The 25,637-nt window shown below is 68.4% G+C and carries 21 protein-coding genes and 4 pseudogenes; 9 read left to right on the top strand and 16 right to left on the bottom strand.

The features are described from left to right. Positions 1-207 precede the first annotated feature (207 nt). Together F3L20_RS32470 and F3L20_RS32465 are read right to left on the bottom strand one after the other, a co-directional pair. Entirely contained in the window at positions 208-429 is a 222-nt protein-coding gene (locus F3L20_RS32470; protein WP_150157680.1) for a hypothetical protein, read from the bottom strand. Positions 430-730: 301 nt separating this feature from the next. Next, positions 731-1,807 (bottom strand): hypothetical protein, encoded by a 1,077-nt coding sequence (locus F3L20_RS32465; protein WP_150157679.1) that lies wholly within the window; start codon positions 1,805-1,807, stop codon positions 731-733. Positions 1,808-2,006: 199 nt separating this feature from the next. Here F3L20_RS32465 and F3L20_RS32460 point away from each other — a divergent pair. After that, a pseudogene (locus tag F3L20_RS32460) lies at positions 2,007-2,240 on the top strand (phosphotransferase-like protein); the annotation flags it as partial. A 118-nt stretch (positions 2,241-2,358) separates the two neighbouring features. Here F3L20_RS32460 and F3L20_RS32455 read toward each other — a convergent pair. From F3L20_RS32455 to F3L20_RS32435, 5 genes are all read right to left on the bottom strand, one after another. Beyond that, complete coding sequence (locus F3L20_RS32455; RefSeq protein ID WP_150157677.1) at positions 2,359-5,547, bottom strand: glycoside hydrolase family 38 C-terminal domain-containing protein; 3,189 nt, start codon at positions 5,545-5,547, stop codon at positions 2,359-2,361. 41 nt (positions 5,548-5,588) lie between these two features. Continuing rightward, a complete protein-coding gene (locus tag F3L20_RS32450) occupies positions 5,589-6,797 on the bottom strand; it encodes a glycoside hydrolase family 76 protein (protein WP_150157676.1) in 1,209 nt (402 codons plus the stop codon). A 66-nt stretch (positions 6,798-6,863) separates the two neighbouring features. Further along, a complete protein-coding gene (locus F3L20_RS32445; RefSeq protein WP_167534741.1) occupies positions 6,864-7,679 on the bottom strand; it encodes a carbohydrate ABC transporter permease in 816 nt (271 codons plus the stop codon). A gap of 2 nt (positions 7,680-7,681) precedes the next feature. Continuing rightward, on the bottom strand, positions 7,682-8,641 hold the full coding sequence (locus F3L20_RS32440; protein WP_150157674.1) for a carbohydrate ABC transporter permease: 960 nt from the start codon (positions 8,639-8,641) through the stop codon (positions 7,682-7,684). Continuing rightward, a complete protein-coding gene (locus tag F3L20_RS32435) occupies positions 8,638-9,951 on the bottom strand; it encodes an ABC transporter substrate-binding protein (RefSeq protein WP_150157673.1) in 1,314 nt (437 codons plus the stop codon). The genes F3L20_RS32440 and F3L20_RS32435 overlap by 4 nt, the downstream gene beginning before the upstream one ends. Positions 9,952-10,241: 290 nt before the next feature. On the opposite strand from F3L20_RS32435, the gene F3L20_RS32430 reads away from it, so the two are divergent. From F3L20_RS32430 to F3L20_RS35060, 5 genes and pseudogenes are all read left to right on the top strand, one after another. Further along, positions 10,242-11,960, top strand: coding sequence for a class I mannose-6-phosphate isomerase (locus tag F3L20_RS32430; RefSeq protein ID WP_150157672.1), 1,719 nt, complete (start codon positions 10,242-10,244; stop codon positions 11,958-11,960). After that, complete coding sequence (locus F3L20_RS32425; RefSeq protein WP_150157671.1) at positions 11,957-12,895, top strand: ROK family protein; 939 nt, start codon at positions 11,957-11,959, stop codon at positions 12,893-12,895. Before F3L20_RS32430 ends, F3L20_RS32425 begins: the two co-directional genes overlap by 4 nt. A gap of 44 nt (positions 12,896-12,939) precedes the next feature. After that, complete coding sequence (locus tag F3L20_RS32420; protein WP_167534740.1) at positions 12,940-13,980, top strand: LacI family DNA-binding transcriptional regulator; 1,041 nt, start codon at positions 12,940-12,942, stop codon at positions 13,978-13,980. 164 nt (positions 13,981-14,144) lie between these two features. After that, on the top strand, positions 14,145-15,473 hold the full coding sequence (locus F3L20_RS32415; protein ID WP_150157669.1) for a glycoside hydrolase family 125 protein: 1,329 nt from the start codon (positions 14,145-14,147) through the stop codon (positions 15,471-15,473). Positions 15,474-15,974: 501 nt separating this feature from the next. Next, positions 15,975-16,535, top strand: a pseudogene (locus F3L20_RS35060) (IS5 family transposase); the annotation flags it as partial. A 121-nt stretch (positions 16,536-16,656) separates the two neighbouring features. Here the strand turns inward: F3L20_RS35060 and F3L20_RS32410 are convergent. From F3L20_RS32410 to F3L20_RS32395, 5 genes and pseudogenes are all read right to left on the bottom strand, one after another. Beyond that, positions 16,657-17,376 (bottom strand): annotated as a pseudogene (locus tag F3L20_RS32410) (aldo/keto reductase); the annotation flags it as partial. 145 nt (positions 17,377-17,521) lie between these two features. After that, positions 17,522-17,947, bottom strand: a complete 426-nt coding sequence (locus F3L20_RS32405; RefSeq protein ID WP_150157667.1) for a hypothetical protein — start codon at positions 17,945-17,947, stop codon at positions 17,522-17,524. A 149-nt stretch (positions 17,948-18,096) separates the two neighbouring features. Continuing rightward, a complete protein-coding gene (locus F3L20_RS34210; protein ID WP_167534738.1) occupies positions 18,097-18,273 on the bottom strand; it encodes a hypothetical protein in 177 nt (58 codons plus the stop codon). 73 nt (positions 18,274-18,346) lie between these two features. Beyond that, positions 18,347-19,131 (bottom strand): IS5 family transposase gene (locus tag F3L20_RS32400; RefSeq protein WP_167534759.1). Its coding sequence is split into 2 segments (ribosomal slippage): positions 18,347-18,792 and positions 18,792-19,131, totalling 786 coding nucleotides; the frame shifts between segments, so codons are not numbered across the junction. Positions 19,132-19,196: 65 nt separating this feature from the next. After that, positions 19,197-19,996: pseudogene (locus tag F3L20_RS32395) on the bottom strand (IS5 family transposase). Positions 19,997-20,784: 788 nt separating this feature from the next. On the opposite strand from F3L20_RS32395, the gene F3L20_RS32390 reads away from it, so the two are divergent. Then, positions 20,785-21,351, top strand: coding sequence for a DUF4240 domain-containing protein (locus F3L20_RS32390; RefSeq protein ID WP_150157665.1), 567 nt, complete (start codon positions 20,785-20,787; stop codon positions 21,349-21,351). Position 21,352: 1 nt separating this feature from the next. Here F3L20_RS32390 and F3L20_RS32385 read toward each other — a convergent pair whose 3' ends face one another. The 4 genes from F3L20_RS32385 to F3L20_RS32375 all read right to left on the bottom strand — a co-directional run bounded on the left by F3L20_RS32385 (position 21,353) and on the right by F3L20_RS32375 (position 24,164). Next, a complete protein-coding gene (locus F3L20_RS32385) occupies positions 21,353-22,108 on the bottom strand; it encodes a type III restriction endonuclease subunit R (protein WP_240811025.1) in 756 nt (251 codons plus the stop codon). Continuing rightward, positions 22,009-22,524, bottom strand: coding sequence for a helicase associated domain-containing protein (locus F3L20_RS35055; protein WP_240811024.1), 516 nt, complete (start codon positions 22,522-22,524; stop codon positions 22,009-22,011). Before F3L20_RS35055 ends, F3L20_RS32385 begins: the two co-directional genes overlap by 100 nt. Positions 22,525-22,580: 56 nt before the next feature. Continuing rightward, positions 22,581-23,297, bottom strand: a complete 717-nt coding sequence (locus F3L20_RS32380; RefSeq protein ID WP_150157664.1) for a hypothetical protein — start codon at positions 23,295-23,297, stop codon at positions 22,581-22,583. Positions 23,298-23,325: 28 nt separating this feature from the next. Beyond that, a protein-coding gene (locus F3L20_RS32375) for an IS5 family transposase (RefSeq protein WP_431193210.1) occupies positions 23,326-24,164 on the bottom strand; the annotation gives its coding sequence in 2 pieces (ribosomal slippage) (positions 23,326-23,811 and positions 23,814-24,164; 837 coding nt in all). A 216-nt stretch (positions 24,165-24,380) separates the two neighbouring features. Here F3L20_RS32375 and F3L20_RS35050 point away from each other — a divergent pair. Further along, positions 24,381-24,641: a hypothetical protein gene (locus F3L20_RS35050; protein WP_240811022.1), complete on the top strand. Its 261-nt coding sequence runs from the start codon at positions 24,381-24,383 to the stop codon at positions 24,639-24,641. Between the two features lie 57 nt (positions 24,642-24,698). Beyond that, positions 24,699-25,508, top strand: coding sequence for a hypothetical protein (locus tag F3L20_RS32370; protein WP_240811021.1), 810 nt, complete (start codon positions 24,699-24,701; stop codon positions 25,506-25,508). The last annotated feature ends 129 nt before the right edge of the window (positions 25,509-25,637 follow it).

Genomic DNA, 25,637 nt, shown 5'->3' with positions numbered 1-25,637 from the left:
CACAGCTCTCCCGCTCAACCCCGACTGACACGCCCTCGCTGACATGAAGCCGACATCGCAGCGCGAGAGAACGTCGGGCGGAATTCCTCAAAGGCCGTCAATCCATGTTTGCTCGAGAGTCGGCACTCCCTCACCGCGCTGTGCTGTCCCTACTCGGCCGGCACTGCGGCGAGTTGCGTACCCGCCCCACTTTCGCTCGGAGATGGGTCAGCCAAGCGAAATGATGTCGATGTCGTACAGGCGTCTGGCGGACGACCACGGGTCGCGGCCGGCTATGTCCAGGGCGTCGCGCACCATCTCGCGCGCGTGCTCGGGCAGGTCGTCCAGGACGGCCAGGGACGGCTCCTTGGCGAAGCACCGGGCCCGGTTCCGCCGGGTCCAAGCCGCACCGGCCGTGCCTGACCCGCCACCGACAACGGCCAGGAGCATGGGCATCCGTCCTTCGTAGCTGGGGAAGCTGACCGCCTCGCACCGTCGGGGGGTGGTCGGGGCCCTGGTCCTCATGGTCGGGGTGTGGGCAAGCCCAGTACGCAGGACTTGCCCACGAGTTGCAGGCTTGACCAGCGCCGGTCCCTGGCGCGGGCGGTGGCGGGTCGCTTGCAACCCTCGGCCTCCGTCGACCTGCGGTTTCGACCGGCCGAAGCAGTCTGGTTGTCACCGGTGAGGCAAGCGGTTCGTCACACGCCCTGACTCGGCAGCATTCCAGGAGGGTGTGCGACAGGCCGACAGTTCATTGGATCAGGTCTGTGTGTGGATGTTCGGGGGCGGTCGGGCAGACGTAGATCTGCATGTTGTCCGTGCTGCCTACTTCTACCCTCGTCGGCTGCGAGGGGTACTGGCCCCGGCCACGAGAGCCGTCTAGGGCGGTAGCCTGCTCTTCCTGCGGTGCCCAGCTGCGACCTTCACCGCCGTCCCACTCCCGGGAAGCAATCGTCAGCAGTGGGACCATCTGCTCCCCGCACGCAGCGCAGTGACGGGGGTAGGGGTCGGTGCGGCCCCAAGGGGGCCAGCCGCCGACCTTCCAGCCTGGTGCGTTGCCCAGATGAAGGGAGTAGAACTCGCGCGGATACTGCGCGTAGGAGCTGTCCACGCAGGCACCGGCCGCCTGCCACCTGTTCCAGTCCTCCAGCATCCGCTGCAGCTCCGGGCTCAGGTCCAGGCTGTTGGGGTACTCGGTGATCGTTTCTGGCGCCAGCACGCACGGCTCTGGCACATAACCCGGATAGTCCGCCTCGTATGGTTCCGGCGGTATGGCGAGGATGTCGCCGACCTCCGCGGCCGACCGCCAGAACACCGCAGTCGCCGGCTTGCAGTCCGGTTCGTGTTCGTACGGGCACCACAGAACCTGAAGCAGATCGGCCTGCCCGGGCGGCCGCAACAGGGGTATGTCACGCAGGAACAGCTGAGCCACGGGCAACAGCGGGACCGGGCATTCGGCGGGCCAGGGAGGGCCGGCGTCGAGCCGTTCAGCGAGCTGTGCGGCAGCGCGTTCTTTGAGCGCTGCCTCCTCGGCCGTGTACGCGGGAGGCCGGTCACCAGGGCGCCACCCGGACTGCAGCCGTCTCTGGAGCCGCACTTCGGTCAGTGACTCACGGAATCCAGTGTCCACGTGCAGATGCACGTCCTCGCAGTGCGGCCACGGCTCCCCTGCCGGCCACAGCAACGGCCCGCCGACCGAGCTGTCCCTGACCGAAGGCGAGCCCGGACGTGGATGCAACCGAATGGCAGGACGCGCCAACGGGGCCAGCTCGGGGAAGACCGCGGTCACCTGGACGGGCCGCGGGGGAGTAGTACGTACGAAAACCATGCCGGTGATCCTGCCACCAGCCACCGACAGTCCCCTGCCGCCTCAACCCGCGACACCGCTCGACTGGCCACAACGCCCACCAACCACGGCCACGGTGACAACAAGCCTGCTCATGCGGCAACCATCGTGCCTCGGCTCAGGACATGGTTCGTAGCAGGCTTGGAATTTCGCGGTGTCAGAACCGGACTGTATGGATGGACTGGAGGAACTGGCCCGTCATGAGCAAGCCCGCGGCGACCGCCCTGCCGGCCTTGCTGTGCACCAGTATGGACTGGTGCACAGTCACGGCGATTACGACCTGGAGTGCGACACCAGCGAGGCGAGTGCCGTCGAGTGCGCTCAGCGGACCAAGGAATTGCTCCCATGCCGCCCCGCTCCCACTGCCTTCACACGTCTTCGTGCCCGCTACCTCCCGGACGTCCCATCGACGTGAAAACGGTCGGTTGGGACGGTGAGGACGCGGCTTCGTCCTGGCGCCCGTCTCTTCCAGGACACTCCGTCTGTCGGAGGTAGGACAGACGCCGACCTCGCTTCGTCTGACCCGCTCCTGATCATCGTCTGTCGTCCGTCGGGCTCGGCTGCACCTCCGCCCCATGCGCTGTGGCGGCGTCGAGGTGAAGGACCACGGCTGCCGTTCCGAGCGGCGGTACGTCGATCGGGATGGCGCGGTCCGGGTCCGGGCTGATGTTGCGCGGCTCCAGGCCCAGGTAGTTGGTGCGTTCGGCGCACGTGACGGCGAAGGGGGTGCGCAGGCGGCAGGTGACGGGGGTGTCGGCCAGCGACTGCACGCGCACCAGGAGGCTGCCGTCACCAGGGACGGTGATGCCGACGAGGCGTACGCGGGAGTCGTCCAGGGTCAGGAACTGTGTCCGGGCCGGTGGTTCGGACGAGTCTTCGGCCCGGGCACGGACCGGGACCAGGGGGTGGCTGCTGACGGCCGCGACGCGCATGGCGAGTTCGTCCGCGTCGGCCGTGGGGACCTCGCCGGTGGTGCCGAAGCCGATGCTGTAGCGGAAGACGTGGTCGAACGCCTGCTGGGCGGGAAAGTTGGTGTCCCAGATGTTGTTGTGCACCCAGGAGAAGACGGTGGCCGGCTCCTCCTGGGGCAGTGACTGGGGGTAGGGCACGTAGGGGATCGCGATCCCGCCGAGCTGGACGAGCGGGGCGTCGGCTGTCGCGAGTGCGGCGTGGCGGCGGCCGTCGCTCAGGCTGATCCAGCGGCGGATGGCACGCATGTGGGTCGCGGAGCCTGGCACGGTCTCACGGTCGGTGCCCAGGACGCCGCCTGTGGCCTCCGTGTGGACGACGGGGTTGTCGAGGGCGAAGGGGAAGGCGAAGAAGGCGCTCTCCTTCGTGAGGGTGGCGTCCTTGTCGATGCGGTTCTCTATGTCGATGCGTGCGGCGTGGTGCGGGAGGTGGACCCGTACCCGCAGCCGACGGGTACCGGCCGGGGCGCATTCGTAGACGATGGTCTGCCCGGTGGCGTCCGTGCGGCGGTCGACGAGTGCCGCGGGGGGTGCGGTACTGCGGGAGGCGAGCAGGTGCATCGAGTCGTCGGCCACGGTCTTGCTGGACTGGTGGTTGAACGCTCCGGCTGTGGCGTACTCGTCGTACACGTAGCCGTTGAAGCCGACCGTGGCGTCCTGGCGCACCATCTCCCGGCCGGTGGCCTTGTCGACGATCGAGGAGATGGACGCCTCGCGCAGGTCGACGGTCACGCGCAGGTGGTCGTTCTCCAGGACGGTGGGGTCGCCGGGCAGGCCGGGGTCTTCGTCGACCGCAGCCGCGTGCTCGACGGCCGGGACGATGTCCAGGCGTACGGCTCCACAGGCTGGTACGTCCGCGACGGGCACGTGCAGGAACCGTCCGGCCGCGCGGTGACGGTCGTTGCTCTGGGCCTCCTCCACGAAGGGCAGGGGTGCGCCGGTGCGCGCGTCGAGGACCTGGACTGCGTCGTCCAGTGCGACGGTGCTCTCGGGCAGGAAGAGCCGGGCGGTCTCCGTCCGGGGCCAACTGCAGGTGTTCACGGTGTAGAAGGAGGCCGCCGCGTCGGCTGCGGGGGTGAACGCCTCACCGAGGAGTGCGGAGGCGGCGTCGAGGAGTGTCTCGGCGTCGTCGTGGGCGCGCATGGCCTGGGAGTACTTCCAGTGCCACTGCTTGTCGCCGGATCCGTGACCGTGGTCGCCGTGGGTCCAGGGGTCGCCCGCGCCCCAGGTGTGCTCGTTGAACAGGGAGGCGGACCGGTAGACGCCCGGTGCGCCGTGGGTGACGGCCGTGCTGCCGGGTACGCCCATCAGATGGGCGTACCCGGCGATGGTCTGGGCCTCGGCGAGGGCCGCCTGTCCGCGTCGGGTGGCGGCCAGCGGGACGGCGCCGGCGCCGACTCCGTCGACCCACCAGTCGCTCCAGTCACCCCGGTAGGTCTCCAGACGGTCCCCCACACGCTTCTCGGCGTCCTCGAAGAAGTCCTGGTTGCGGGAGGTGCGCAGCTGCGGGTAGGCCCACTGCTCGTTCCAGCGGCGGACGGTGTCGGAGATGATGCGGCGCGGCGGGCCGTTGTCCGCGAACTTGCCCAGCACTCGAAGGTGCAGCACGTCCCACGGATACGGGTCGGCCGTGCCGGGAAGGTCGATGGCGGGGAAGCCTGGGATCCCGCGCCCCTGGTGGGGGTAGGGGAACTGGGCCAGGGCGCTGAGGTAGGCGGGCAGGAGGTCGTCGACGTGGTCGTAGGACTCGTCGAAGCCGAGGATCGATCCCTCCATGTAGGCCAGGCCGTGCGGGGTGTCCGTCCTCCAGACGAGGACGCTGTTGCCGCTCGGGGTCTGCCAGCGGAAGAGGCGGGGCAGGTGCTCTCCGCCGACGAGATGGGGCACGGCGCGGCCGGCCCAGTTGTGCGCGACGGACAGGTAGCGGATGCCGTTGTCCGTGAGGACGTCGGGGAGGCCGACCACCTGGCCGGGCACGTCCGTCTGCATGGCGGTGGTGATGTCGATGCCGTGGCGGTCTCGCAACTCGGTGACTGGGCGCAGGAGTTCGTGGAGCTCGTCGGTGGAGCAGGTCTCGGTGTGGAGGTTGAAGGGCATGGCGGTGAGTTCGACGCGCCCCTCGCGGACCCGGTCGAGGAGTTTCTCGACTTGTCGGCGGGGACGGTTGGCCTGCCAGTCCTGGAAGGAGTGGAACCCTTCGACCGCCCATCGGAACCGAGCGGGCTCCGGCCAGTCGTCGGTGTCGTCGCACAGTTCGAGGAGTGAGTCGAGGTAGGCGCGGCTCTCGGCCATGACCCTGCCTTGCGGGTCGGTGTAGCCGATGTCGAGATGGGAGTGCTGCACGAGGTGCAGGGTCCAGTGGCGCTGCGGGCGCGCCTCGAAGGGGATGGGTGTGCCTTCTTCGAGGTCCGGCAGCTCGATGAGCAACGGGGTCGGGGCTTCCACCTCCGGAACCAGGAGGCGGGTGTCGCCCCCTGGTCCAGGCAGGATCTGGCACGGGACGGGGGTGCCCCCGACGGTGGTGACGCGGGCCCTGGTGACGCGCGGGTGGGCGGGAGCGCTCTTGGGACCGCTCACGCGCAGCCGGATGGACTGCAGCAGGCCGCGCGCGCCGTCGTGGCGCAGCAGAGGCTCTCCCGACAGCCGCACCTGCAGACCGCCGAGGCCGGCGAGGGTGGCCACGCGCTCCTTGAGGATGTCGCGCGCGATGTCGGCGTCCCACCAGGACGGTCGGGTCAGCGGTGGCTTGGGCATGGTGCGTGGGGTCCTTTGCGTCGGGGGTACGGTGTGCGGCGTCAGGAGTTGCGGCGACCCTGGCGGGTGGCGTCGGCGAGGGTGGCGAAGATCTGGACCATGGCCGACTGGTTGAGTGTCGCGGCCGGCGCATCCGGGTCGTAGTCGCCTCCGTTGGAGGGCTGGAAGCGGAACAGGCCGGTGGAGGTGTCCCGGTTGGACCGGTACGTGCTGTCCGCGTAGCCACTCATGGCCTTCAGGTAAGCGGGGTCGGGGCGGACGTCGTCCAGGTCGAGCAGGTCTTTGAAGTAAAAGGCGTTGAAGACGGCGGGCTGGTCGTGCAGTCGGCTTCCCTCGGTCCAGTACGCCAGGGAGCCGCGTGCGTCGTCCACGGCCTTCTTCAGGTACGCGGCGTCACCGGTGCCGCGGTAGAGGGCGGTGGCGGTGCCGATCATGGCTCCGGAGTTGTAGGTCCACAGGGTCTCGTTGACGCTGCCGTCGTCACCGCGGTCGTTGATGTACAGGCCGGGCGCCTTGCGCATGCAGGAGTACACCCAGCCGTACCACTGCTCGGCCTTGGCGAGGTAGGCGCGGTCGCGGGTGTGCTCGTAGAGCCGGGCGGCGAGTTGGGCGGAGAGGGCGGTGACGTTGGTGGCCCGGATGGTGTTGTTCGGTGAGTCGTACCAGTCCATGCCGCCCGGGCACGCCTTGGCGGTGTCGTCGTCCCATGCGCGGGAGACGACGGGTACGACCCGTTCGGCCCGCTCCAGGTACCGTGCGTCGCCGGTCTCCTCGTACTGGTCGAGCTGGGTCAGGGCCACCACGGCGTTGTCGTCGTAGTAGATGTCGCCGCCCGTGCCCAAGGGAGCGGGCAGATAGGACTCGTAGCCGGGGCGCTCTCCCCCGCCGAAGTAGAGCTCGGCCGTGTCGAACCGCTCGGCCGCGTCGCGCCGGTAGGACGCCCCGGTGCGCGGCAGTTCCTGCATGTCGACGGCTGCCTGAGCGGCCTCGCGGAAGGGCCACAGGTAGGAGTGCTCGGGGTCGGTGGTCTGCCTAGGGGTGTGTTCCAGGTACAGGCCGTGGGCCTCGGGGCCCTCGTAGAAGTACTGCTGCAGGGTCCGGTAGGTGCTGGTGGCGCGGTCGGCCCACTCCGAGGAGGAGATCGGGCGGGCGCCGCGTTCGGGGGTCTGGGCGTGCGCGGGGGCGGCGGTCCAGAGCAGGCCGGCGCAGACGACGGGAGCGGTGGCGCGGGTGAGCAGCGTGCGCAGCATGGATGGTTTTCCTTCGCGACGAGGGGGGTGCGGAAGGCGTGCCGGGTCAGCCATGGATGTCGAGGCTCAGCGGTGGATCTTGAGGCTGCTGACGAAGAAGCGCTGGGCGGAGAAGAACAGCACCACGGTGGGCAGCGAGACCAGCAGGGCCCCGGCCAGCACGATGGGCGGTCCGACGTTGGAGTAGTTGCCCTGAAGGTCGGCGAGCGCGGCCATCACGGGCCGGATGTTGCGGCTCGTGACCATGGTGATGCCGAACAGCAGGTCGTTCCAGACGGCCACGAACTGGAACACGAACACAGCGATCATGGCGGACCTGGTCAGCGGGACGTGGATCTGCCAGAACACCCGCCACCACGACGCACCGTCCATGCGTGCGGCCTCGACGATCTCCCGCGGCAGCGTCAGCGCGTAGTTGCGCATGACGAAGAAGGCGAACGGGATGGCGACCGCCGTGTAGATCAGTACGAGCCCGACCTGGGTGTCGTACAGCGAGGTGCGCGCGTAGGACAGGAACAGCGGGCGGATGAAGACCTGCAGGGGCAGCAGCGTGCCGGCGTAGATGACCCAGAACCACAGGGCCTGCCGTTTGACCGGCATGATGATCGTGGCGAAGGCGGCGAGGCCGGCGATCACCGCGGCGGCCCCCGCGCTGACCACGGAGTACAGGAGGCTGTTGCCCAGCGAGGGGCCCAGGTTGGCCTTGTCCCAGGCCTGGGACATGTTGTCGAACAACCCGAAGTCCTGGGGCAGCCAGTGCGGGCTGCCGGAGTAACTCTCCGCGGGCACTGCCGCGTTGACGAGAAGGAGCCAGGTGGGGATCAGCCACAGCACGGCCAGTGTCACGATGGCGGCGTTGCGCAGAACTCGGCCGAGGGACATGGTCACACGCCTTTCACGTCGAGCTGACGGCGCAGGTAGAGCCAGGAGGCCGCCAGCACGATCACGGTGAGGACGACCGCGATCGCCGCTCCGGCTCCGGGCCGCAGTTCCAGGAAGGTCTCGTTGTACATGGACACAGCGAGGGTCTCGGTGGCCCGCCCGGGGCCGCCCTGGGTGAGCACCCAGATCAGGTCGAACGACTTCAGCCCGTTGACCAGGCTCATCCCGATCACGATGATCAACACCGGGCGTAGCTGGGGCAGGACGATGTGGCGGAACTGCTGCCAGGCGCCAGCGCCGTCCAGGGCGCCGGCCTCCAGGGTCTCGGGTGGGATGGACTGCAGTCCGACCAGGAAGAGGATCACGGCCACGCCGGTGGCCTGCCAGGCGTTGGCGAGGATCATCACGATCGTGTTGCCGGGCCAGGTCAGCAGCCATCCCTGGGCCAGTGAGTCGAGCCCGAGGCCGGTCAGGACCTGGTTGACGGCGCCGTCCGTGGTGAGCATGAAGTTCCATACGACGGCCACCGCGGATCCCGACAGCGCGTAGGGCAGCACGACGCACAGGCGGGCCAGGCGCGAGAAGCGGCCGGCGTTCGTCATGCAGGCGATGGCGAGTCCCAGCACGAAGGGGAGCACGACCGTGCCCACCACCCACATCAGGGTGTTCTGGATGGAGCGGGACAGTGCCGGGTCGGACGCGAACAGCGTGTAGTTGTCGAACCAGCTGAACGGTGAGGTGCGGGTGTCGCTGAAGAAGCTGCGGTAGGTGGTCCACACGAACGGGGCCAGCAGGAACAGCGCGACCAGGATGACGGCCGGAGCCATGAATCCGCCGGCCAGCAGGCGCTCACGTGTGGTGCTCCGGGTGGGGACGAGAGCGGGGCGCCGCCTCGGGTGCGGGGGCGCCGTCTGCCCGCCGACCGTGGCCGGCGCGTGTCGGTCGGTCGTGGGTGTGCTCATGCTTCGTCTCGCTTCCAGGCGGCCCATTCGTCGTGTGCGCGCTCCTGCATCCGGCGCAGCGTGGTGGCCGCGGAGGCCTGCCCGGCCATGAATCCGCCGAGGTCGTTGGTGTTGCCCTGGATGAGGCTGGGCGGGCTGGCCTCCCAGTAGCGCACCAGCGCCAGTCGGCGGCTGCGGGCGATGTCCCGCTGGAGTCCGGCCACCACCGGGTTGGCGGAGCGCACCTTCGGGTTGGCGGAGCTGTCCTGCAGGAAGTCGCTCCACACCCGCTGGACGGACGGGTCGAGCCAGGACCCGACGTTCGCCATCGCGGCCCGGTGCGAAGAGGCGCGGCTGGGTACGACGAAGACGCCTGACTCGGCGATCACGCTCTTGGCCGTGGAGGGACGCACCGTGGGAAGGATGAAGGCGCCGTAGTCGGTGCCCGGTTCCATCCCCGCCGCCGCCATGCCGGACGCCTGCCAGGTGCCGTGCAGGAACATGCCCACCGTGCCCTCCTTCAGCGCACCGGGGCCGCGGGCCTGGTCGAAGTCGGGTGCGGTCATCCAGCCCTTGCGGATGAAGTCCTGCCAGATGTCCATGGCCTGGCGGGCGGGATCGTCGGTGTAGGAGGCTTCGCCGGCCACCAACTGCTGGTAGAAGCCGGGGTCGACCTTGCTGACGAGCTCCTGGAACCACTCGATCGCGGGCCAGCCGCCCACCTGGCTCGCCAGGAAGGGCGTGATCTTGTTGCGTTTGAGGACCTCGGCGCAGTGCAGCAGCTCGTCCCAGCTGCCCGGAGCGGACAGGCCCAGCTTCCCGAACACGGGCTTGCTGTAGAAGAGCACGTAGTACGACTCGTACAGCGGGATGCCGTAGGTCGTGCCGCGGTAGGAGAGGGCCTCCCTCGACGTGCGGCGCACCCATCCTCTGTCCGCGTACCGCTGCCAGACGCGGGTCAGGTCGGTGAGCCCGCCCGCACGCGCCAGGCGCTTGAGCTGGTAGCCGGACGCCCACTTGACAAGGTCGGATGCCTTCGAGGTCTGCAGGGTCATCTGCACGACCTGCTGGTACGACGTCACCGAGGGGTTCGACAGCGGCCGCAGCGCGTACCCGGTGATCTTTTCGAGCTCCTGGCCGGCCGAGCGGTAGCCCTCGTCCCAGGTGGCGTTGTCGTTGGAGATGCTGGTGGTTCCCGGCTGCGCCGACGTGCTCGCTCCGCGGGCGCAGCCACCCGCTGCCAGAGCGGCCGCGCCGGCGACCGCACCGGCGAGGAGGCCGCGCCGAGCAAGCGGTGTGGCCGCGCTGCTGGTCCTGCCCGATGCTGACATTGATCACCTTCACGGAATCGGGCCACCGTGCATGGCCGGATGTGCGTACAAGGCACACCTGGCGCCGGGAGAACCTGGAGCCGTCGCGGTGTGTGTTGCGTGGAGGTTAACGACACCATTTCGGAACTAGCAAGGGTCAACGGGAAAAGAATCCCAACCCTCAGGCAAGAATGAATAAAGCCCCTGTTCAGAGCATTTGAAGCCCCTTGAAGATCCCAACGAGGCAACCATCGACGACTCAAGCTCATGATGTTATCGTTAACGCACCGTGAGCCGAGTAAGGAGCAGATGTGCCCGCGCCTCGTTCGTACGACCCCTGCCCCAGCTACCCGCCCGCCGACGGGAAGGTGCTCACAGGCTGGGCGCCGCCGGCGGCTTCCCTACCGTCGGGCCCACTCGTCCTGGCGGTCGACGGTCCCGCAGCACTGGACTGGAAGACGCTGACCGAAGGTCTGACGGAAGCCATACGTTCCGCAGACCGTGAGGTGAAGCTGCTCGACGTCCGCGCCCACTACGCACCGACTGCCCGGGACCGGATGGCCGCCCGGCCCGTCCCTGCCGACGACCCCTTCTTCACCCCCCTGTCCCAGGCGAACGTCAGGGACCTGTTCGACACCCTTCCGCAGCCCGAGCGGCCCGCGCAGGATGGGGTCGTGGTGGTGTACGGGCCAGGAGCGTCGCTGTGCGAGCCGGATGTGCTGTGGTACGCCGACCTGCCGAAGCGGTACGCCGAAGCCGCCGTATCGAACGGCCACCTCCCGGTCGGCGTCAATCTGGCACAGCCCGGTGAGCCCGGCGATCTGGTGCGCCTGTTCTACACCGACTGGCCCGTACTGGACCGGCACCGCGACGCGATCGCCGGACGGGTCGACCGGTGGATCGACACCCAGGACCCGGCCTCCCCGACCTCCCTGGACGGCACCGTCCTGCGCAGCACCCTGGCGCACCTCGCACACGGTCCGGTACGCACCCGGCCGTACTTCAACTCCACTCCGTGGGGCGGCCAGTGGGCGGCGAGCGAACTGGGCTTCACCCCACAGGCCGGCAACACGGCTCTCGGATACGAGCTGATCGCTCCCGAAGCGGGGGTCCTGGTCGGCGAGAAAGGCGGAGCACAGGTCGAGATCCCGTTCCAGCTGCTGTGCGTCGAGCATCCCGAGGCCATGCTCGGTGACGACGTGCACCGCAGGTTCGGCACTTCCTTCCCCATCCGGTTCGACTACCTCGACACGATGGGCGGCGGCAACCTGTCCCTGCACCTGCACCCCCGGGAGCAGTACATGCGGGACGTCTTCGGCTGGCCGTACACCCAGCACGAGACGTACTACGTCACCGCGAGCGAGGACGGCGCCGAGGTACTGCTCGGCCTCACCGAGGACGCCGACATCGACACCATGCGGCGCCAGGTCAGGGACGCCATCGCCAAGGGCACTCCGATGCCGGTGCAGGACCACGTCCAGGCACACCCGGCGACGGTAGGCCAGCTTTTCATGATCCCGGCGGGAACACCGCACGCCTCGGGGGCCGGAAACCTTGTCCTTGAAGTGAGCGCGACCCCCTACCTGTACTCCCTGCGCTTCTACGACTGGCTGCGCAAGGACTCCTCCGGCGCGTCACGCCCCTTGCCCTACGAACACGGCTTCGCCAACCTGGACACGGCCCGGCGCGGAGAGGACGTACGGAAGGACCTGATCCAGCACCCGCGCACGCTGCGCGCCGGCGAGGGATGGCACGAAGAGGTGATCGGCGAACTCCCCGAGATGTTCTACGCGGTGCACCGCCTCGTCGTGGCGCAGAACGCCACAGCCCCCGACGACACCGCGGGCCGCTTCCACATCCTCAACATCGCCGCGGGCGAGGGCGCCGTCATTGAGACCCATGACGGCCGCACCCACTCCCTGGCCTTCGCCGAGACCATCACGGTTCCCGCCTCGGTCGGCCCCTATCGCCTCCGCGCGCTGGGCGACGACGAGGTGCGGATCGTCAAGGCGCTGGTGGTCGAGCCGTGACCGCGACCACCGCTCGATCACCCGTGCCGATCCCCGTTCTCGACGTCGGCGGCACGCACGTGACGGCCGCCCTCGTGGACCCGTCGACGAGCGTTCCCCTCCCGGCCACCGTGGCCCGCAGACCACTGCGGTCGGACGCCGCAGCCGACGACATCCTCGACGCCATGGCTCTGGCCGCCTCGGCACTGCCGCCCGGGCACAGCCTGTCCTGGGGCGTGGCCATGCCGGGCCCCTTCGACTACGCCACGGGGGTCGGCCGCTTCACCGGAATGGGGAAGTTCGAGTCGCTGTCCGGCGTCGACGTCGGAGCCGGACTGCGCAAGCGCCTGGACGGCCGCGCCGAACGGCTGCGCTTCCTCAACGACGCCGACGCCTTCGCCATCGGCGAGTACCGCGCGGGCGCCGCGGCCGGTCACCGGCGGGTCGTCGGCCTGACGTTGGGCACCGGCGTGGGCTCCTCGTTCCTCTCCGCCGGCCGCCCGGTCCACACGGGCCCCTCGGTGCCGCCCAGCGGACACCTGCACCGCCTGACCGTGCACGGCCGGCCGCTGGAGGACACGGTCTCACGCCGCGGAATCCGCACCCTTTACGCCACTCTCCGCGCCGCGGCACGTGACCAGCCCCTCCCCCACCTGGACGTCCATGACATCGCCGCACGTGCCAGGACGGGCGACGCCGCCGCGACAGAAGCCTTCCGCTACGCTTTCGACGCACTCGGCCGGGCCCTGGGCCCATGGATCGACCGCTTCGAAGCCGCCGCAGTGGTCATCGGTGGCTCCATGGCCCAGTCGTGGCAACTGGTCCACCCTGCGCTCACCACAGGTCTGGCGTCGACCGCCAGGTCGGATGTGCCGGTACTACCGGCCCTGCAGCCTGCGGAGGCTCCCCTGATCGGAGCCGCTCACTGGGCACAGGACACACCGGACGCCCCATGAAGACCGGGGCGGCAGCGCAGGCAGGCACAGGAAGGGGCACGGGCATGACCGCTCGCCGGGGCAGCGGGCCGACCATGCATGACGTCGGCAAGCTCGCACAGGTCAGCGCCATGACCGTCTCACGCGTCCTGAAGAACGACCCCGGAGTGTCCGAAGCGACCCGTGAACGCGTCTTCGCGGCGGTCGACAAGCTGGGCTACCGCCGCAATCAGACGGCGCGCAGTCTCCGCCTCGGCGGCAGCGGGATGATCGGCCTGGTCGTCACCAACCTCGCCAACCCCTTCTACTCCCGCCTGGCACTGGGGGTCCAGGAGGTCGCGACGGAGTACGGCTTCCGCATGCTGCTCAGCAACTCCGCCGAGCAGGCCGAACGCGAGCCGGAACTCATCGACGGACTCGTCGACCACCAGGTCGAAGGTCTGATCGTCGTCCCGGCGGGCAGCCGTCAACAGCACCTGGCCGCCGCCATGCGGCACGTCCCCGTCGTCCTGGCCGCACGGCCTCCCGCCGGGCTCGACACCGACTGCGTACTGGTCGAGGACTTCCACGGGGCCCGCGAGGCCACCGCCTGCCTCCTGGCCGAGGGACACACCCGCATCGCCTTCCTCGGCAACCCGCCCGCCCTCTACACGGGAGCCGAACGTCTGCGCGGTTTCTGGGCAGCACACGAGGAAGTCGGCATCGAACCTGACAACGCCCTGATCCGCCAGGGCCTGGTCGATTCCGCGACGGCAGAGCGGGCAACTTTCGAACTGCTTGAGCAGGCGGACCGGCCCGCCGCACTGTTCTGCACCAACAACCGCATCAGCCAGGGCGCGATCCGCGCCCTGTACAAGGCGGGGACCACCCTTCCCCTCGCCGGTTTCGACGACTTCGACCTGTCCGACGTCCTCGGCCTGCCCCTGACGCTCGTCTCCTACGACGCCGACGAGATCGGCCGCCAGGCCACCCGTCTGCTGATCGACCGCCTCGAACACCGCGACGCTGCCCCGCCGGCCTCCCGCCGCGTCACCGTCCCCACTCGCGTCATCCGGTACGGATCGCACTCCGGGGACGCACCGGGTCACCCGCCCACCGACGCCTGACACTTCACCGAACGCCACGGCCGGCAGGTTGCCCCATCCCGCTTTGGCGAGGACGCCGGGTCCCGCAACGAAGGTGCGCCGTGCCGTCCCTGCCTGCTTCTTGCCTGGCTGGCTGCCTGCCTGCCTGGCGACGAATAGCCAGTCGAACTTTGAAGGACTCCCCCGTGCGCCATCCGGACTTCCCCACCACCGTCGAGGACAACCCGATCGTCCAACGGGCGGTCCACCGACTCGATGACCTCGGCGACCCACGCTTCGGCCGGACCCTGGTGCGCTGCCTGGACGACACCTTGGCCCGCACCATCCGGCCGATGCCCGACGGCTCCGCCTTCGTCGTGACCGGAGACATCCCCGCCATGTGGCTGCGCGACTCCTCGACGCAGATGATGCCCTACCTGGCGCTGCTTCAGGACGACATCGGCCTGCAGGACCTGGTGCTCGCTGTGCTGCGCCGCCAGTTCCAGCAGATCGCACACGATCCCTACGCCAACGCCTTCAACGCGGAACCGTCCGGGCAGGCTCATGCCCCCGACGACCTGTGCGAGGACCCTTGGGTGTGGGAGGAGAAGTACGAGGTCGACTCCCTCGCCTTCCCCCTCCTGCTCGCTCATCGCTTCTGGGCGGCCAGCGGACGAACCGACCACCTGCCGCAGGCACTTCACACAGCACGCACGGCCATCGCGGTATGGCGCACGGAGCAGGACCACGAGGACCTGTCCGCCTACCGCTTCGTACGCCACGGTGGCCCGCCGAGCGACACCCTCCCGAACGAAGGACGAGGAACCCCCGTCGGCCGGACCGGGATGACCTGGAGCGGGTTCCGGCCCAGCGACGACGCATGCCGCTACGGCTACAACATCCCCGCGAACCTGTGCGCTGCCGCCGCCCTCGACGGCACGGCGGAACTGGCGCACCACGTCCACGACGCGGAACTCGCCCAGGAGGCCGCCCAGTTGGCCGCGGAACTGCGAGCGGCCACCGTGAAGCACGGCACCGTGCAGCACCCCGAGTTCGGCTCGATCTACGCATACGAAGTGGACGGCAAGGGCAACGCGCTGCTGATGGACGACGCCAACATGCCCGGACTGCTCTCCCTCCCCCTCGTCGCCAACGTCGCCTCGACCGACCCGCTCTACCTCGCCACCAGACGTTTCGCCCTTTCGCCGGCCAATCCCACCTGGTACCGAGGAGAAGCGGCCGAAGGCATCGGCAGCCCGCACACGCCCGACGGGCACATCTGGCCCATCGGCATCGCCGTACAAGGACTGACCAGCAACAACATGTCAGAGCGCATAACGGCGCTGCACACGCTGCTGTCCACCGACGCCGGTACGGGCGCCATGCACGAGTCGTTCCACAAGGACGACCCCCACCGGTTCACCCGCCCATGGTTCTCCTGGGCCAACGCGATGTACGCCGAGCTCGCCCTGGACGTCGCCGGACTCGGCACCCGACCCCTGTGGGACTCGGCCGCAACGCCGGGGACGGCATAGAGCGGCATGTCCCGTGATCCGTCCGGGCCCCCATGCAAGGGTTCGGTGGCCGGCGGCTGCGGCAGTCGTGCGGGCGACCCGGCCTGCCTGGCTGCTTCGTCATCCATACCGCCACCGAGTTGGGCACGTCCGACCCGGAAACGCGTTGCCGCGTGGACGAAGCCTTCAAGGGCACGACACGCAAGGGCTGCGCACCGCGGTCGACCAAGCACTGCGGGTACTCGATTGAACGGAGAGCAGGCCTCCCCCACCGAACGGGAGGATGAAAGTCCTTGACTCCGGCAGGCCCCCGCCCCGCCCCCACCTGGCGAGCGCCAGGCGCGGTGGTTGGCTGGTGTCGCCATTGGTGGTGTCGTCACCGTCGAGGCGACCGGGGCGAGGACGTCGAGGCGTGCGTGGATTCCGCAGCAGGCGGAAGAGGATTCCAGCCGCAAACGGTCGCCGTCGGCTGGGACGACCGGGCCGAGGAAGGCCGTCGACCGCGGCGGATAGTACTCAGGCGTGGGGAAGCGTCAATCTCGGCCGTGGATCGTGTCGGACGAACTGTGGCCGCCCATCGAAGCGTTGCTGCCCGAGCCGCCGCCGAGGCAGGTGGGAGGACGGCCACGGGTGCCGGACCGGCAGAACAGCACCTATGCGGGATCCTGTTCGTCCTGCATAACGGCTCCAGTGGGAGTACCTCCGTAGGAACTCGGGTGCGGCTCGGGCATGACGTGCTGGCGCCGGCTGGCGGCCTGGAACGAGGTCGGCGTCTGGGACCTGCTGCACCAGCTGTTGCTGAACAAGCTGCGGTCGAAGAACCAGCTGGACTGGTCCCGGGCGGTGATCGATTCCTCCCACGTCCGGGCTGCATGGCAGGGCCCATAGGCGGTCCCAGCCCGGTCGACCGCGCACGGCCGGGCAGCAAACACCACACCATGACCGACGGCCGAGGGCTCCCGCTCGCGGTGTCGCTGACCGGCGGAAACCGCGGGCGACGTCACGCAGCTGCTGCCTCTGTTGGACAAGATTCCAGCGGTCGCGAGAGTGGTCGGCCGGCCGCGCAGGTCTGACCAGCAGTTGCGGGACGGGTCTCAGCGACCCGAGCAGCTGGCACCAGGCCCTCGAAGCGACATCGGGAGTCGACGGCCCGGTGCTCCTGTGGTTCGCGAGCGTGTGGCCTGTATTCATGTCCGGGCCGAGGTCAACGCTCCAGGGTGCGCAGGCCCGCTTCGTCGTGGGTCTCGCCGACGGCTGGGGGGAGATCGTTGAGCTTCTTGAGCTGGTCTGAGGTCAGCTCCACGGCGTCAGCGGCGGTATTCTCCTCGACGCGTGCCACGCGCTTGGTGCCGGGGATGGGGGCGATATCGTTGCCCTGGGCCAGCAGCCAGGCCAGGGCGATCTGCGCCGGGGTGGCACCCGCCTCGGCTGCGAGGGCTTCGATCTTGTCGGCGATGCGCAGGTTGTGCTGGAAGTTCTCGCCGGTGAAGCGGGGGTTGTTCTTGCGCAGGTCGGTGTCGTCGAAGCCGCTCGTGGAGCGGATCTGTCCGGTGAGGAAACCGCGTCCCAGGGGCGAGTAGGGCACGAACCCGATGTTCAGTTCCCGCAGCAGCGGCAGCACCCGCGCCTCAGCATGTTCCCGGGCCCACAGGGAGTACTCCGACTGGACGGCAGCGATGGGGTGGACGGCGTGGGCGCGGCGGATCGTTTCCGGCCCGGCCTCGGACAGGCCGATGTGGCGGACCTTGCCCTCTTGGACCAGTTCTGCCAGCGTCCCCACCGTGTCCTCGATGGGCGTGTTCGGGTCGACCCGGTGCTGGTAGTACAGGTCGATGTAGTCGGTGCCCAGCCGCTTGAGCGAGCCCTCCACGGCAGTGCGGATGCTGGCCGGGCTGCTGTCGAGCTGCCCGGCCGGTCCATCTCCTGTCGTACGGTGTCCTGCCCGAAGGGCGCCTGCGTCGAGGGCACGGCGGCGGATCGGGCGGGGTGTTCAACGGCGTCTCCGCAGCCGGCGACAAGCACCAGCCCGGCGACGGCAGCCGTCCATCCGGCTCCGCGTGAAAGGCGACTCACCAGTCATCGCCGATGCCGAAATTAGCGGCGACGGGCGTGCCGAACTGATCCAACGCGATCAGCAGGTACGTGTCCAGGGCGTTCAGTCCGTCGTACAGCTTTTCGGCGAGTTCCCAGGTCGCCACCTGCTCGGACCGGGAGATCGGCAAGGCAGCCGCGGGGACCTTGTCCAGGGGCCACCCCTCTTCGGGATCGTCCACAATCACATGCACACTCATGTCGTCGTTCTCGAACCAGAAGCGGTAGCCCCCGGTGGGATCCCGTCCGTCGTCGGTCACCGAGAAGGATATGCCCAGGACGCGCTCCACATCAGCGCGCAGTGTCGCTGCGAACGCCCGGCAGTTCCAAGCGGAATGCGCCGGGCCGACCCGGATGTCGATATCGGCCTTGTAACCGGTTCCGTGTTCCTCGAATTTTCCCACGCGTTCTTCCTTGCGTTGCAGAGGAGAGAGGCGGGCGCCCGGCCAGTTTCACGCCGGGCGCCCGCCTCCCGCTGTTTGATACCAAGCCTGAGGTCAGCCCACGTTTTCGTCCACGATATAATCGCGGCCGAAGATGATGACCCGCTGCATCACTCGTCCAGCTTGTTGAACTGCCTGAACCCTTCTCTGGCGTCCTTCTCGCTCGTACCGCTCTGGCGTGCGTCGATGACGACCAGATCGACCTTCTGCTGCTTCTCTGAGCTGCGCAGCGCGTCCCGTAGCCGCCTCATCTTGTTGCTGTTCAGCGACTTGAAGTCGGCTCGCATGTCGTCGACCCATGCGTCGCCGGCATGCGGTGGCTGCTGGTCGTCGTTGCGGGACATCACCTAACAGGTCATCTCATTTGGCGAGTCGGCGGTAGCAGATGAGTGTGCGGGCGAGGAAGTGCTCGGCTTTGCGTTCGTAGCGGCGGTGGAGTCGGCGGCAGCCGGCGAGCCAGGCCATGGTCCGTTCGATGGTCCAGCGATGTCTACCGAGTCGCTGTGAGTTATCGATGCCCTTGCGCGCGATGCGGTGCTGAATGCCCCGCTGTGCCAGCCATTGCCGCAGGTGGCGGTAGTCGTATCCCTTGTCGCCGTGGAGTTTGGCAGGCCTTCGCCGACGGGGGCCGCGGCGGGAGCGGATCGGGGGTATGCCCTTCACGAGCGGGACCAGGGCCTGGCTGTCGTGGACGTTGGCGCCCGAGATCCCGACGGACAGGGGCAGACCGGTCCGCTCGGTGATCAGATGGATCTTCGAGCCGTACTTGCCCCGGTCGACAGGATTCGGACCCGTCAGGTCCCCCTTTTCAGAGCCCGCATGTTGACCGAGTCGATCGCGCACCGCGACCAGTCCAGGTCGCCGCGGGAGCCGAGTTCGTCGAGGACCAGGCGGTGGAGCTTGGCCCACACCCGGGCCTTGGTCCATTCCGTGAAGCGGCGGTGGGCCGTCGCGCCGGACGGGCCGAATGAGGCCGTCGGCAGCTGCTGCCAGGTGCAGCCCGAGGTCGCCACGAACACAATCGCGGCCAGCACCTCACGGTCGCCATGACGACGCCGGCCGCCACCTTGCGGCCGCGACGGCGCCTCCGGCACCACTCGCTGGAACAGCTCCCACAGCTCATCCGGCACCAGCCGCTCAACGATCCCCGCCACGGCAGCAGCCTACCCAGCCAAATGAGATTACTTGTAAGAGAGCATCTGATCAATGTTCACGCGGATGTGGGTGGGATGTCCGTTTCGATTCGCCACGTTGGTGCGGATTCTCCGGTCAGTTCGCGGGACATTTTGTTAGCCATCGCCCAGTGGATCATCGCCCGGGACCTCTGCGGGAGGGCTTCGTAGTCCCGTGCCAGGCGGCGGTGCTGCATCAGCCAGCCGAAGGTCCGCTCGATCACCCATCGCTTCGGCAACGGTTCGAACCCCTTCGTCCGTGGCCGCTGCACCACCTCGACGTCGATCCCCAGGCCGGCGCCGTGGTTGAAGATGCTGCTTTGGTAGCCACCGTCGGCCCAGACCTTCGCCACGGAGGGATGGGCGGCGGCCAGGTCGTCGAGCAGGAGCTTGCCGCCGACGGTGTCGTGCACATTCGCGGCGGTGACCAGCACGGCCAGGACCAGGCCGAGGGTGTCGGTGATGACGTGCCGCTTGCGTCCTTTTATCTTCTTGCCGGCGTCGATGCCCTGGCTGGTCTCGGTGACGTTTGCCGAGGTCTTCACGCTCTGCGCGTCGATCACGGCCGCGGTCGGCTGAGCGCTGCGGCCGTGGGATCGACGGGTCTTGTCGCGTAACAGGTCGTGGACCTGCTGGGTGGTGCCGTCGGCTTCCCACTTGGCGTAGTAGTCGTAGACGGTCTTGTACGGCGGGAAGTCGTGGGGCAGGTATTCCCACGGGATGCCGGTGCGGTGACGTAGAGGATCGCGTTGACGATCTCCCGCAGCTCGTGCACACGGGCCGCCGTGCCGGGACCGGTTCTCCTGGCTCTCCAGGCGGCGAAAACGGGTTCGATCAAGGCCCAGCGGGCGTCGGAGACATCACTGCGGTACGGACGACGAACTCACACCCCGCCCAACGACCGCCAACGCCAGCAGTCACAAAACCATCCCTAACTATCAGCTACATAGATCAGACGCCCTCTAAGAGTGGTTGTCCAAGCCGGAACCATCACTATCGGCACTACATGTCCGTTCGCCGTAGCTATACGAGAACAGGGCCGGATAGCACCGGTGAGAGCTTCGACCGCCTCAGGGTCGTCTAGTTCACGCGCCAGCCCCCGCAAGGCGCGGAGTCTGGCAATGGCCCCGGCGGGATCATTTGTCAGAGCAGTGCCGGCTTGGAAGGCGATCCAGCAGCGCACAGCAGCTGTGTCGAGACAGTGTGTGCTCTCTATGTCCATGTGCGCAGGAAGCGGGCTGTCGCGATGGCATGGGAGTCGCCCTGGGGATCGTGTCCACCCGCGAAGGCCCGCAGGGCGCGACGGGACCACTCAATACGTGCAGGCCGTCGGGCATGCGGAGACGGAGACGCAGGGTGGTGATCTGGTCGGGAACCAGCGTGCCGACTGCGACGGCCAGCGTCGATGGGGCAACGCCGGTTGGAGGAGTGACTGACACCGTCCAGGTTCCTGGTCCTTCCTCAAAGCCTGGGATCCGTCCCAGGAGCCCGGGTCCTGGACCGCCCAGGTGACCGTTGCCGCGTCCCCGCCGAACACCTTCGGTTAAACGACAAGCTGAGCTTGGGTTTTGTCCTCCTCCCCCCGTGCGGAGGAGGTTGTCATAGCGCCCTGGCAGACTGCCCGCCATGGACACCGAAGCGTTCTGGCGTGTGCTCGACACCGCTGAGGACAGTGACAAGCCGCTCCATGTGGCCGTCCTCGACCATCTGTCGGCCCTGCCCGCAGAAGAGATCCTCGCCTTCGACGACCGCTTCTCCTGTCTGCGCAATGCGGTCTACCGCTGGGACGTATGGGCGGCCGCCTACCTCATCGGTGGGGGCTGCTCCGATGACCGGTTCAGCGATTTCACGGCGGGCCTGGTGGCGCTCGGACGTGATTGGTACGAACGGGCAGCTACCTGCCCTGACACACTCGCCGAGCATCCTGCCGTGCGTATCGCGGCGGCCGCCGGGGACCAGGACGTCATCTTCGATGAAGGCTTCAACTTCGTATCGTGCGCGGCGTATGAGCGACTGACCGGTGACTCGGACGCCTTTTGGGAGGCCCGGGAGGCCTATACCCGGGCTCACGCCACGCCCCAGGGGGAGGACGGCGTGGGTATGGGTGAGTCGTTCGACTTTGGAGATGCCCAGCAGATGCGCCGGCGTCTGCCGCGGCTGGCTGCGCTCCATCTCGGTCCTCGACCTGGCTGACTCATACGAGGGGTCCGCAGGTTTCGCTACCCCCACATGAAAGCCGCCGCATCGGTCGGTGTGTCATAACGCCGCCGACTCGTCTCCGGCTCTCGGGCTTTCCTGCGGCTGCATCAGCCGGGCAGGGCCTACACCAGAGCGGCCGGCACGGCGTCCTCGGCCGTCCAGTCCCCGTCGAAGAGGGCGGCGACCTGCGGACGTGAGGGTCGGGGAGCTGGCCGGAGCGGTGCCGGTGGCGGGTCTTGGCCAGCCAGGCGCCGATCTTGATGGTGTCGCCGTCGACGCGGACCGTCTCCCGGGCGGCGGGAACGCGGCCCTCGCGGTGCAGGAAAAGCTCCAGGAGCTGGACGGTCTCCTCGAAGCTGCGACGGGAGCGGCGCGCGGGGGCGAGCGGAGTGGTGTCGGCGGTCAAGCCGAGGGTGGCCATCATCTGCTGCTGGCCGGGAGCCAGAGTCTGCCAGGAGCCGATCTTCACCCCGGCCAGGAGGGTATCGCGGGTCAGGGCGGCGGGGTCGGCGCCGGTGGCGAGGTGGGCGCCGGTGGCGAGGTGAGCGCCGGTGGCGAGGTGAGCGCCGGTGGCGAGGTGGGCACGCAGCAGGTGGTATTTGCGGTGCCAGTCCGCGCCGTGGGGCAGGCGCCAGTCGGCGGTGAGGGCGGTCAGGGCGTCGGCGCGGGCGGGGGCGAGGGTGTTCTTGCCGGCGTGGTGGCCCTGGGCACGGTGGTAGTCGGCGGCCGCGGCGAGGCGGGCACACGCCAAGCGGCGTCGTGCTTGTCCCAGATCATGCCGAGGGCATCGAGTTTGGCGATCCAGTCGGCTTCGAGGCGGCCGCCGGTCCGGGCGTCGCGCATGGTGGTGATGAAGGTGCCGAGCTTATAGCCAGTGGGGGTGATGTGGTCGGCGGGGACGTCGAGATGGCCGTACTCCTCGCGGTAGGAGCGGGCGGCGGCCGGGCCCATGCGGCGGGAGCGCGATGTGGCTGCCTCACGGGGGTCGAAGGAGATCAGGTCCATCGCCTGGGCGATGCGTTCGGAGTGGACGGTGAAGTCGAAGTGCCAGCGGCGGGCGATGACGTCGCTGGTCTCCTTCGGCAGCCGAACCCATGGGCACCTCGTGACCGTTGCCGACGTCGCGGACCGCTGGTGGCCTCCCGAGGCCTTCTGGCAGGCCACCACCGGCCCGCCGGAATAGGGGAAGGGACCGCGCGGGCCATCTGCGCTTAAAGGTTGTTTCAAAATGGCGGGTCGTCCGCGTAGCCCTCTGCATGCACCTGCATGTCCGTGCCTTGCTGGAAGAGAGTGACGTCTTCCCCCCAGCGAGCGAGTGTTTCGATCGCCCGCCGCCGGTACGGGGAGTCGTCGGCAGCAAGAGCCCGGGCATCCTTGCGTAGAGCTTCGACGTGGTGAGCTAGGACTGGTGACGTAAGCAACGGAAGTGCACTGGCCAGGGCGGCCCTGCGGATCTCCGGTTCGCGGTCCGCAAGGAAGGGGTGGATGGCATCAAAGAGGGTGGGCCGAAGGACGCGGAACGCTTCGATGTCGACGGCATATCCGTCAGGTGACTCTTCGTTGGCGTCTTCGGCGGTGCTGCCGAGCCAGTCCAGAAGGCCGACGCGAAGAAAGAATCCAGGCTCCTCAGTGGAATGTGATGCTTCTCCCCGCCTCTTGTCAGTGACGATGGCAAGAGTCCGCGGGTGCCCGAGGATCGCCGCGACAAATGACGCTGCAGGGGCCGTGGCACTGTAGAAGGTGTTCTGATGGGTGATGGCCTGTTGCAGGTCGCGGAGGGCAGCGCCCTGGTTGCGTGCGTCGGCGTCGAGTAGTTGTCGCAAGATCACGGGCGTCGCTGGAGCAACGTTCGGACAGCAATGTTCCACCGAACTCCAGTCTGTCCGTAGCAGCAGTTCCTCCGGATCAACGGCACGACCGTGCGCACTCTCCAAGCTCATCCGGCGAGTGTGACAGTCGGCCAGTGCATCACTGCCGCCAGGGCCCGACAGCCGAATCACTGGGCCGGCTCTTGGACAATCGGCGCAGGCAGATGACACAGCACGCAAGTTGCAGAAGCCCTAGATGCAAGTCGGCGCGACGCTCGTAGCGGGTTCGCAGCCGCTTGAACTGATGGAGCCAGGCGAAAGTGCGCTCGACCACCCAGCGCGTCTTGCCCAGCCCTGAACCGTGGGCGACGCCGCGTCGTGCTATGAGGGGCTTGATGCCGCGCTTCCACAGCAGGCGACGGTACTTGTCGAAGTCGTAGCCGCGGTCGGCAAACAACCGTTTGGGCTTGCTCCGAGGCCGGCCTCGCATTCCTCGTATGTGGGGGACAGCGTCGAGTAGAGGGAGCAACTGGGTGACATCGTGCCGATTCCCGCCGGTCAGCGAGACGACGAGCGGAGTGCCGCGGCGATCAACGAGCACATGGTGCTTGGAGCCCGGCCGACCCCGGTCGACCGGCGACGGCCCATGGTCCCCCCTTTGAGAGCACGGACGTGCGATCCGTCCACGGAGCAGTCGTCCAGGTCCAACGAGCCCGCGCGGCGCAGTTCTGTGAGCAGGGCGGCGTGCAGACGTGGCCAGACGCCAGCCTCGGTCCAGTCCCTCAGCCGACGCCAGGCCGTCACTCCGGAACAACCCACCGTCTCCGCGGGGACATCGCGCCACGCGACACCAGTCCGCAGCACGTACATGACGCCGGTGAGAGCCGCCCGGTCGGGAACACGCAACCGCCCGGGACACCGTCGGCGCCGTTCGGGAGCGGGCGGCAACAGCGGGGCCACCCGCTCCCACAGGGTGTCAGGAACAAGATCAGCATGCACGCGGCGACCTTGCCGCCCATGATCACCGAGCGCAAGACCTGGGGCTCAACTCATTCTGAAACGAGCAGTTATGTGAACCCCGCGGCGGCAGGGGATGGCGTCGGCCGGGTCACGGAGGGTCCTGTATGGGGTGACGGCGTGTCAGTGGCATCTGGTGAACTGGCTGCTGCAGGGGCCGGGGCTCTCTACAGGTCGCAGGGGGTGGGTGCGTGGAGGTTGAGGCGTTCTTCAGCAGCGGGGACGGCTGGGCCGAGCCGTGGGTGCGATATCGAGCTGATCGAGTCACTGCGGTTCGGCCCTCCGGCCAGCCGCACCGACCTGGACGTCGCCATCGCGCTGACCCGGCTTCTGCACCACGACTTCGTCTCCCACGGCACCGACGGCAAGGGCAGGCACCTTGATGACGAGAACGTTCCCGTCGTTATCAAGGCCCACCGCGCCGTCCTGGAACGCCTCGCCCTGAAACCGCCCACCTGACCGTTTCGGACCTTCGACGGGCCGCGCGGCTTCGGCACCTACTGGCGCGACAACAACATGAGCGGCAGCTGGAAGGCCCGCCGGGACTGCATCGAGCAGATCCTCGGCCCGACCCGCGACGCGCTGGAGGACCTCCAGGAGCTGGAGTACGAACGCCGCTTCTTCAAAGGGCCGTCGGGCACCTTCAAGAACCTCATCTTCGCCGCCGCCGGCGCGAAACCGCAGATCGTGCTGCGCGACGCGGTGAACAACGACGTGGAGATCGTCCGCCACGCCGACACCTGCCTGGTCTTCACCGACCCCCTGCCGCCGCACGGGCTCACCTGGCGGCAGATGGTCGCCTGGTGGACCAACAACCACCAGCCCGACGCCGACGAGAAGAGCGCCGCCGACGCCCTCTACCGGCGCCTTTACCGGTCGCTGGACTCGCCGCCAGAACAACTCCTCATGATCACCTACTGTGCTCGCTACGCCGAAGAAGGCGGCTTCGACCTGCCCGCGCTCATCCCGCAGGTGTACCTCCACTACGACCCCTACACCCGCAGGAGTGGCAAGCAGTCCGGGGCGCTTTACCGGCAGCGGATGGACTTCCTTCTCCTGGCCCCGGACCGCTCCCGCATCGTCATCGAGGTCGACGGAGTGCAGCACTACGGCCGTCCCAACCCGCCCAACGAGCTAGGGCAGGTCACTCATACCGCCGCGCCGCAGCTGTATGCGGAGATGGTCGCCGAGGACCGCCGGCTGAGGTTGGCCGGATACGAGATCTACCGCTTCGGCGGATGGGAACTTACCGCGCCCGGTGGGAAGCAGCTTCTGGAGGACTTTTTCACCGAACTCCTCACCCGGCACCAGAAGCCGACGCTGTGAACCGGCGCTTCGCCCGGCCCGGGGGTGTGGCGGTGCCGCCTGGCCTGAGCGGTTCAGCCTGGCATGGGTGCGAGGCGTAGCGCCGGCGGGGTGTCAGTGCCGGGTGCAATCATCGCTTGGGGTGTCGGC

The sequence above is a fragment of the Streptomyces tendae genome (genome assembly GCF_008632955.1).
GTDB lineage: Bacteria > Actinomycetota > Actinomycetes > Streptomycetales > Streptomycetaceae > Streptomyces.
This window is presented reverse-complemented; position numbering and strand designations above follow the sequence as displayed.

Coding starts and splice junctions, on each gene's coding strand:
- F3L20_RS32470 (WP_150157680.1), bottom strand. CDS start 429: ATGCTCCTGGCCGTTGTCGGTGGCGGGTCAGGCACGGCCGGTGCGGCT.
- F3L20_RS32435 (WP_150157673.1), bottom strand. CDS start 9,951: ATGTCAGCATCGGGCAGGACCAGCAGCGCGGCCACACCGCTTGCTCGG.
- F3L20_RS32465 (WP_150157679.1), bottom strand. CDS start 1,807: ATGGTTTTCGTACGTACTACTCCCCCGCGGCCCGTCCAGGTGACCGCG.
- F3L20_RS32440 (WP_150157674.1), bottom strand. CDS start 8,641: ATGAGCACACCCACGACCGACCGACACGCGCCGGCCACGGTCGGCGGG.
- F3L20_RS32450 (WP_150157676.1), bottom strand. CDS start 6,797: ATGCTGCGCACGCTGCTCACCCGCGCCACCGCTCCCGTCGTCTGCGCC.
- F3L20_RS34210 (WP_167534738.1), bottom strand. CDS start 18,273: ATGCGAGCCGACTTCAAGTCGCTGAACAGCAACAAGATGAGGCGGCTA.
- F3L20_RS32455 (WP_150157677.1), bottom strand. CDS start 5,547: ATGCCCAAGCCACCGCTGACCCGACCGTCCTGGTGGGACGCCGACATC.
- F3L20_RS32445 (WP_167534741.1), bottom strand. CDS start 7,679: ATGTCCCTCGGCCGAGTTCTGCGCAACGCCGCCATCGTGACACTGGCC.
- F3L20_RS32370 (WP_240811021.1), top strand. CDS start 24,699: ATGAGCGGCAGCTGGAAGGCCCGCCGGGACTGCATCGAGCAGATCCTC.
- F3L20_RS32380 (WP_150157664.1), bottom strand. CDS start 23,297: ATGAGCTTGGAGAGTGCGCACGGTCGTGCCGTTGATCCGGAGGAACTG.
- F3L20_RS32420 (WP_167534740.1), top strand. CDS start 12,940: ATGACCGCTCGCCGGGGCAGCGGGCCGACCATGCATGACGTCGGCAAG.
- F3L20_RS32390 (WP_150157665.1), top strand. CDS start 20,785: ATGGACACCGAAGCGTTCTGGCGTGTGCTCGACACCGCTGAGGACAGT.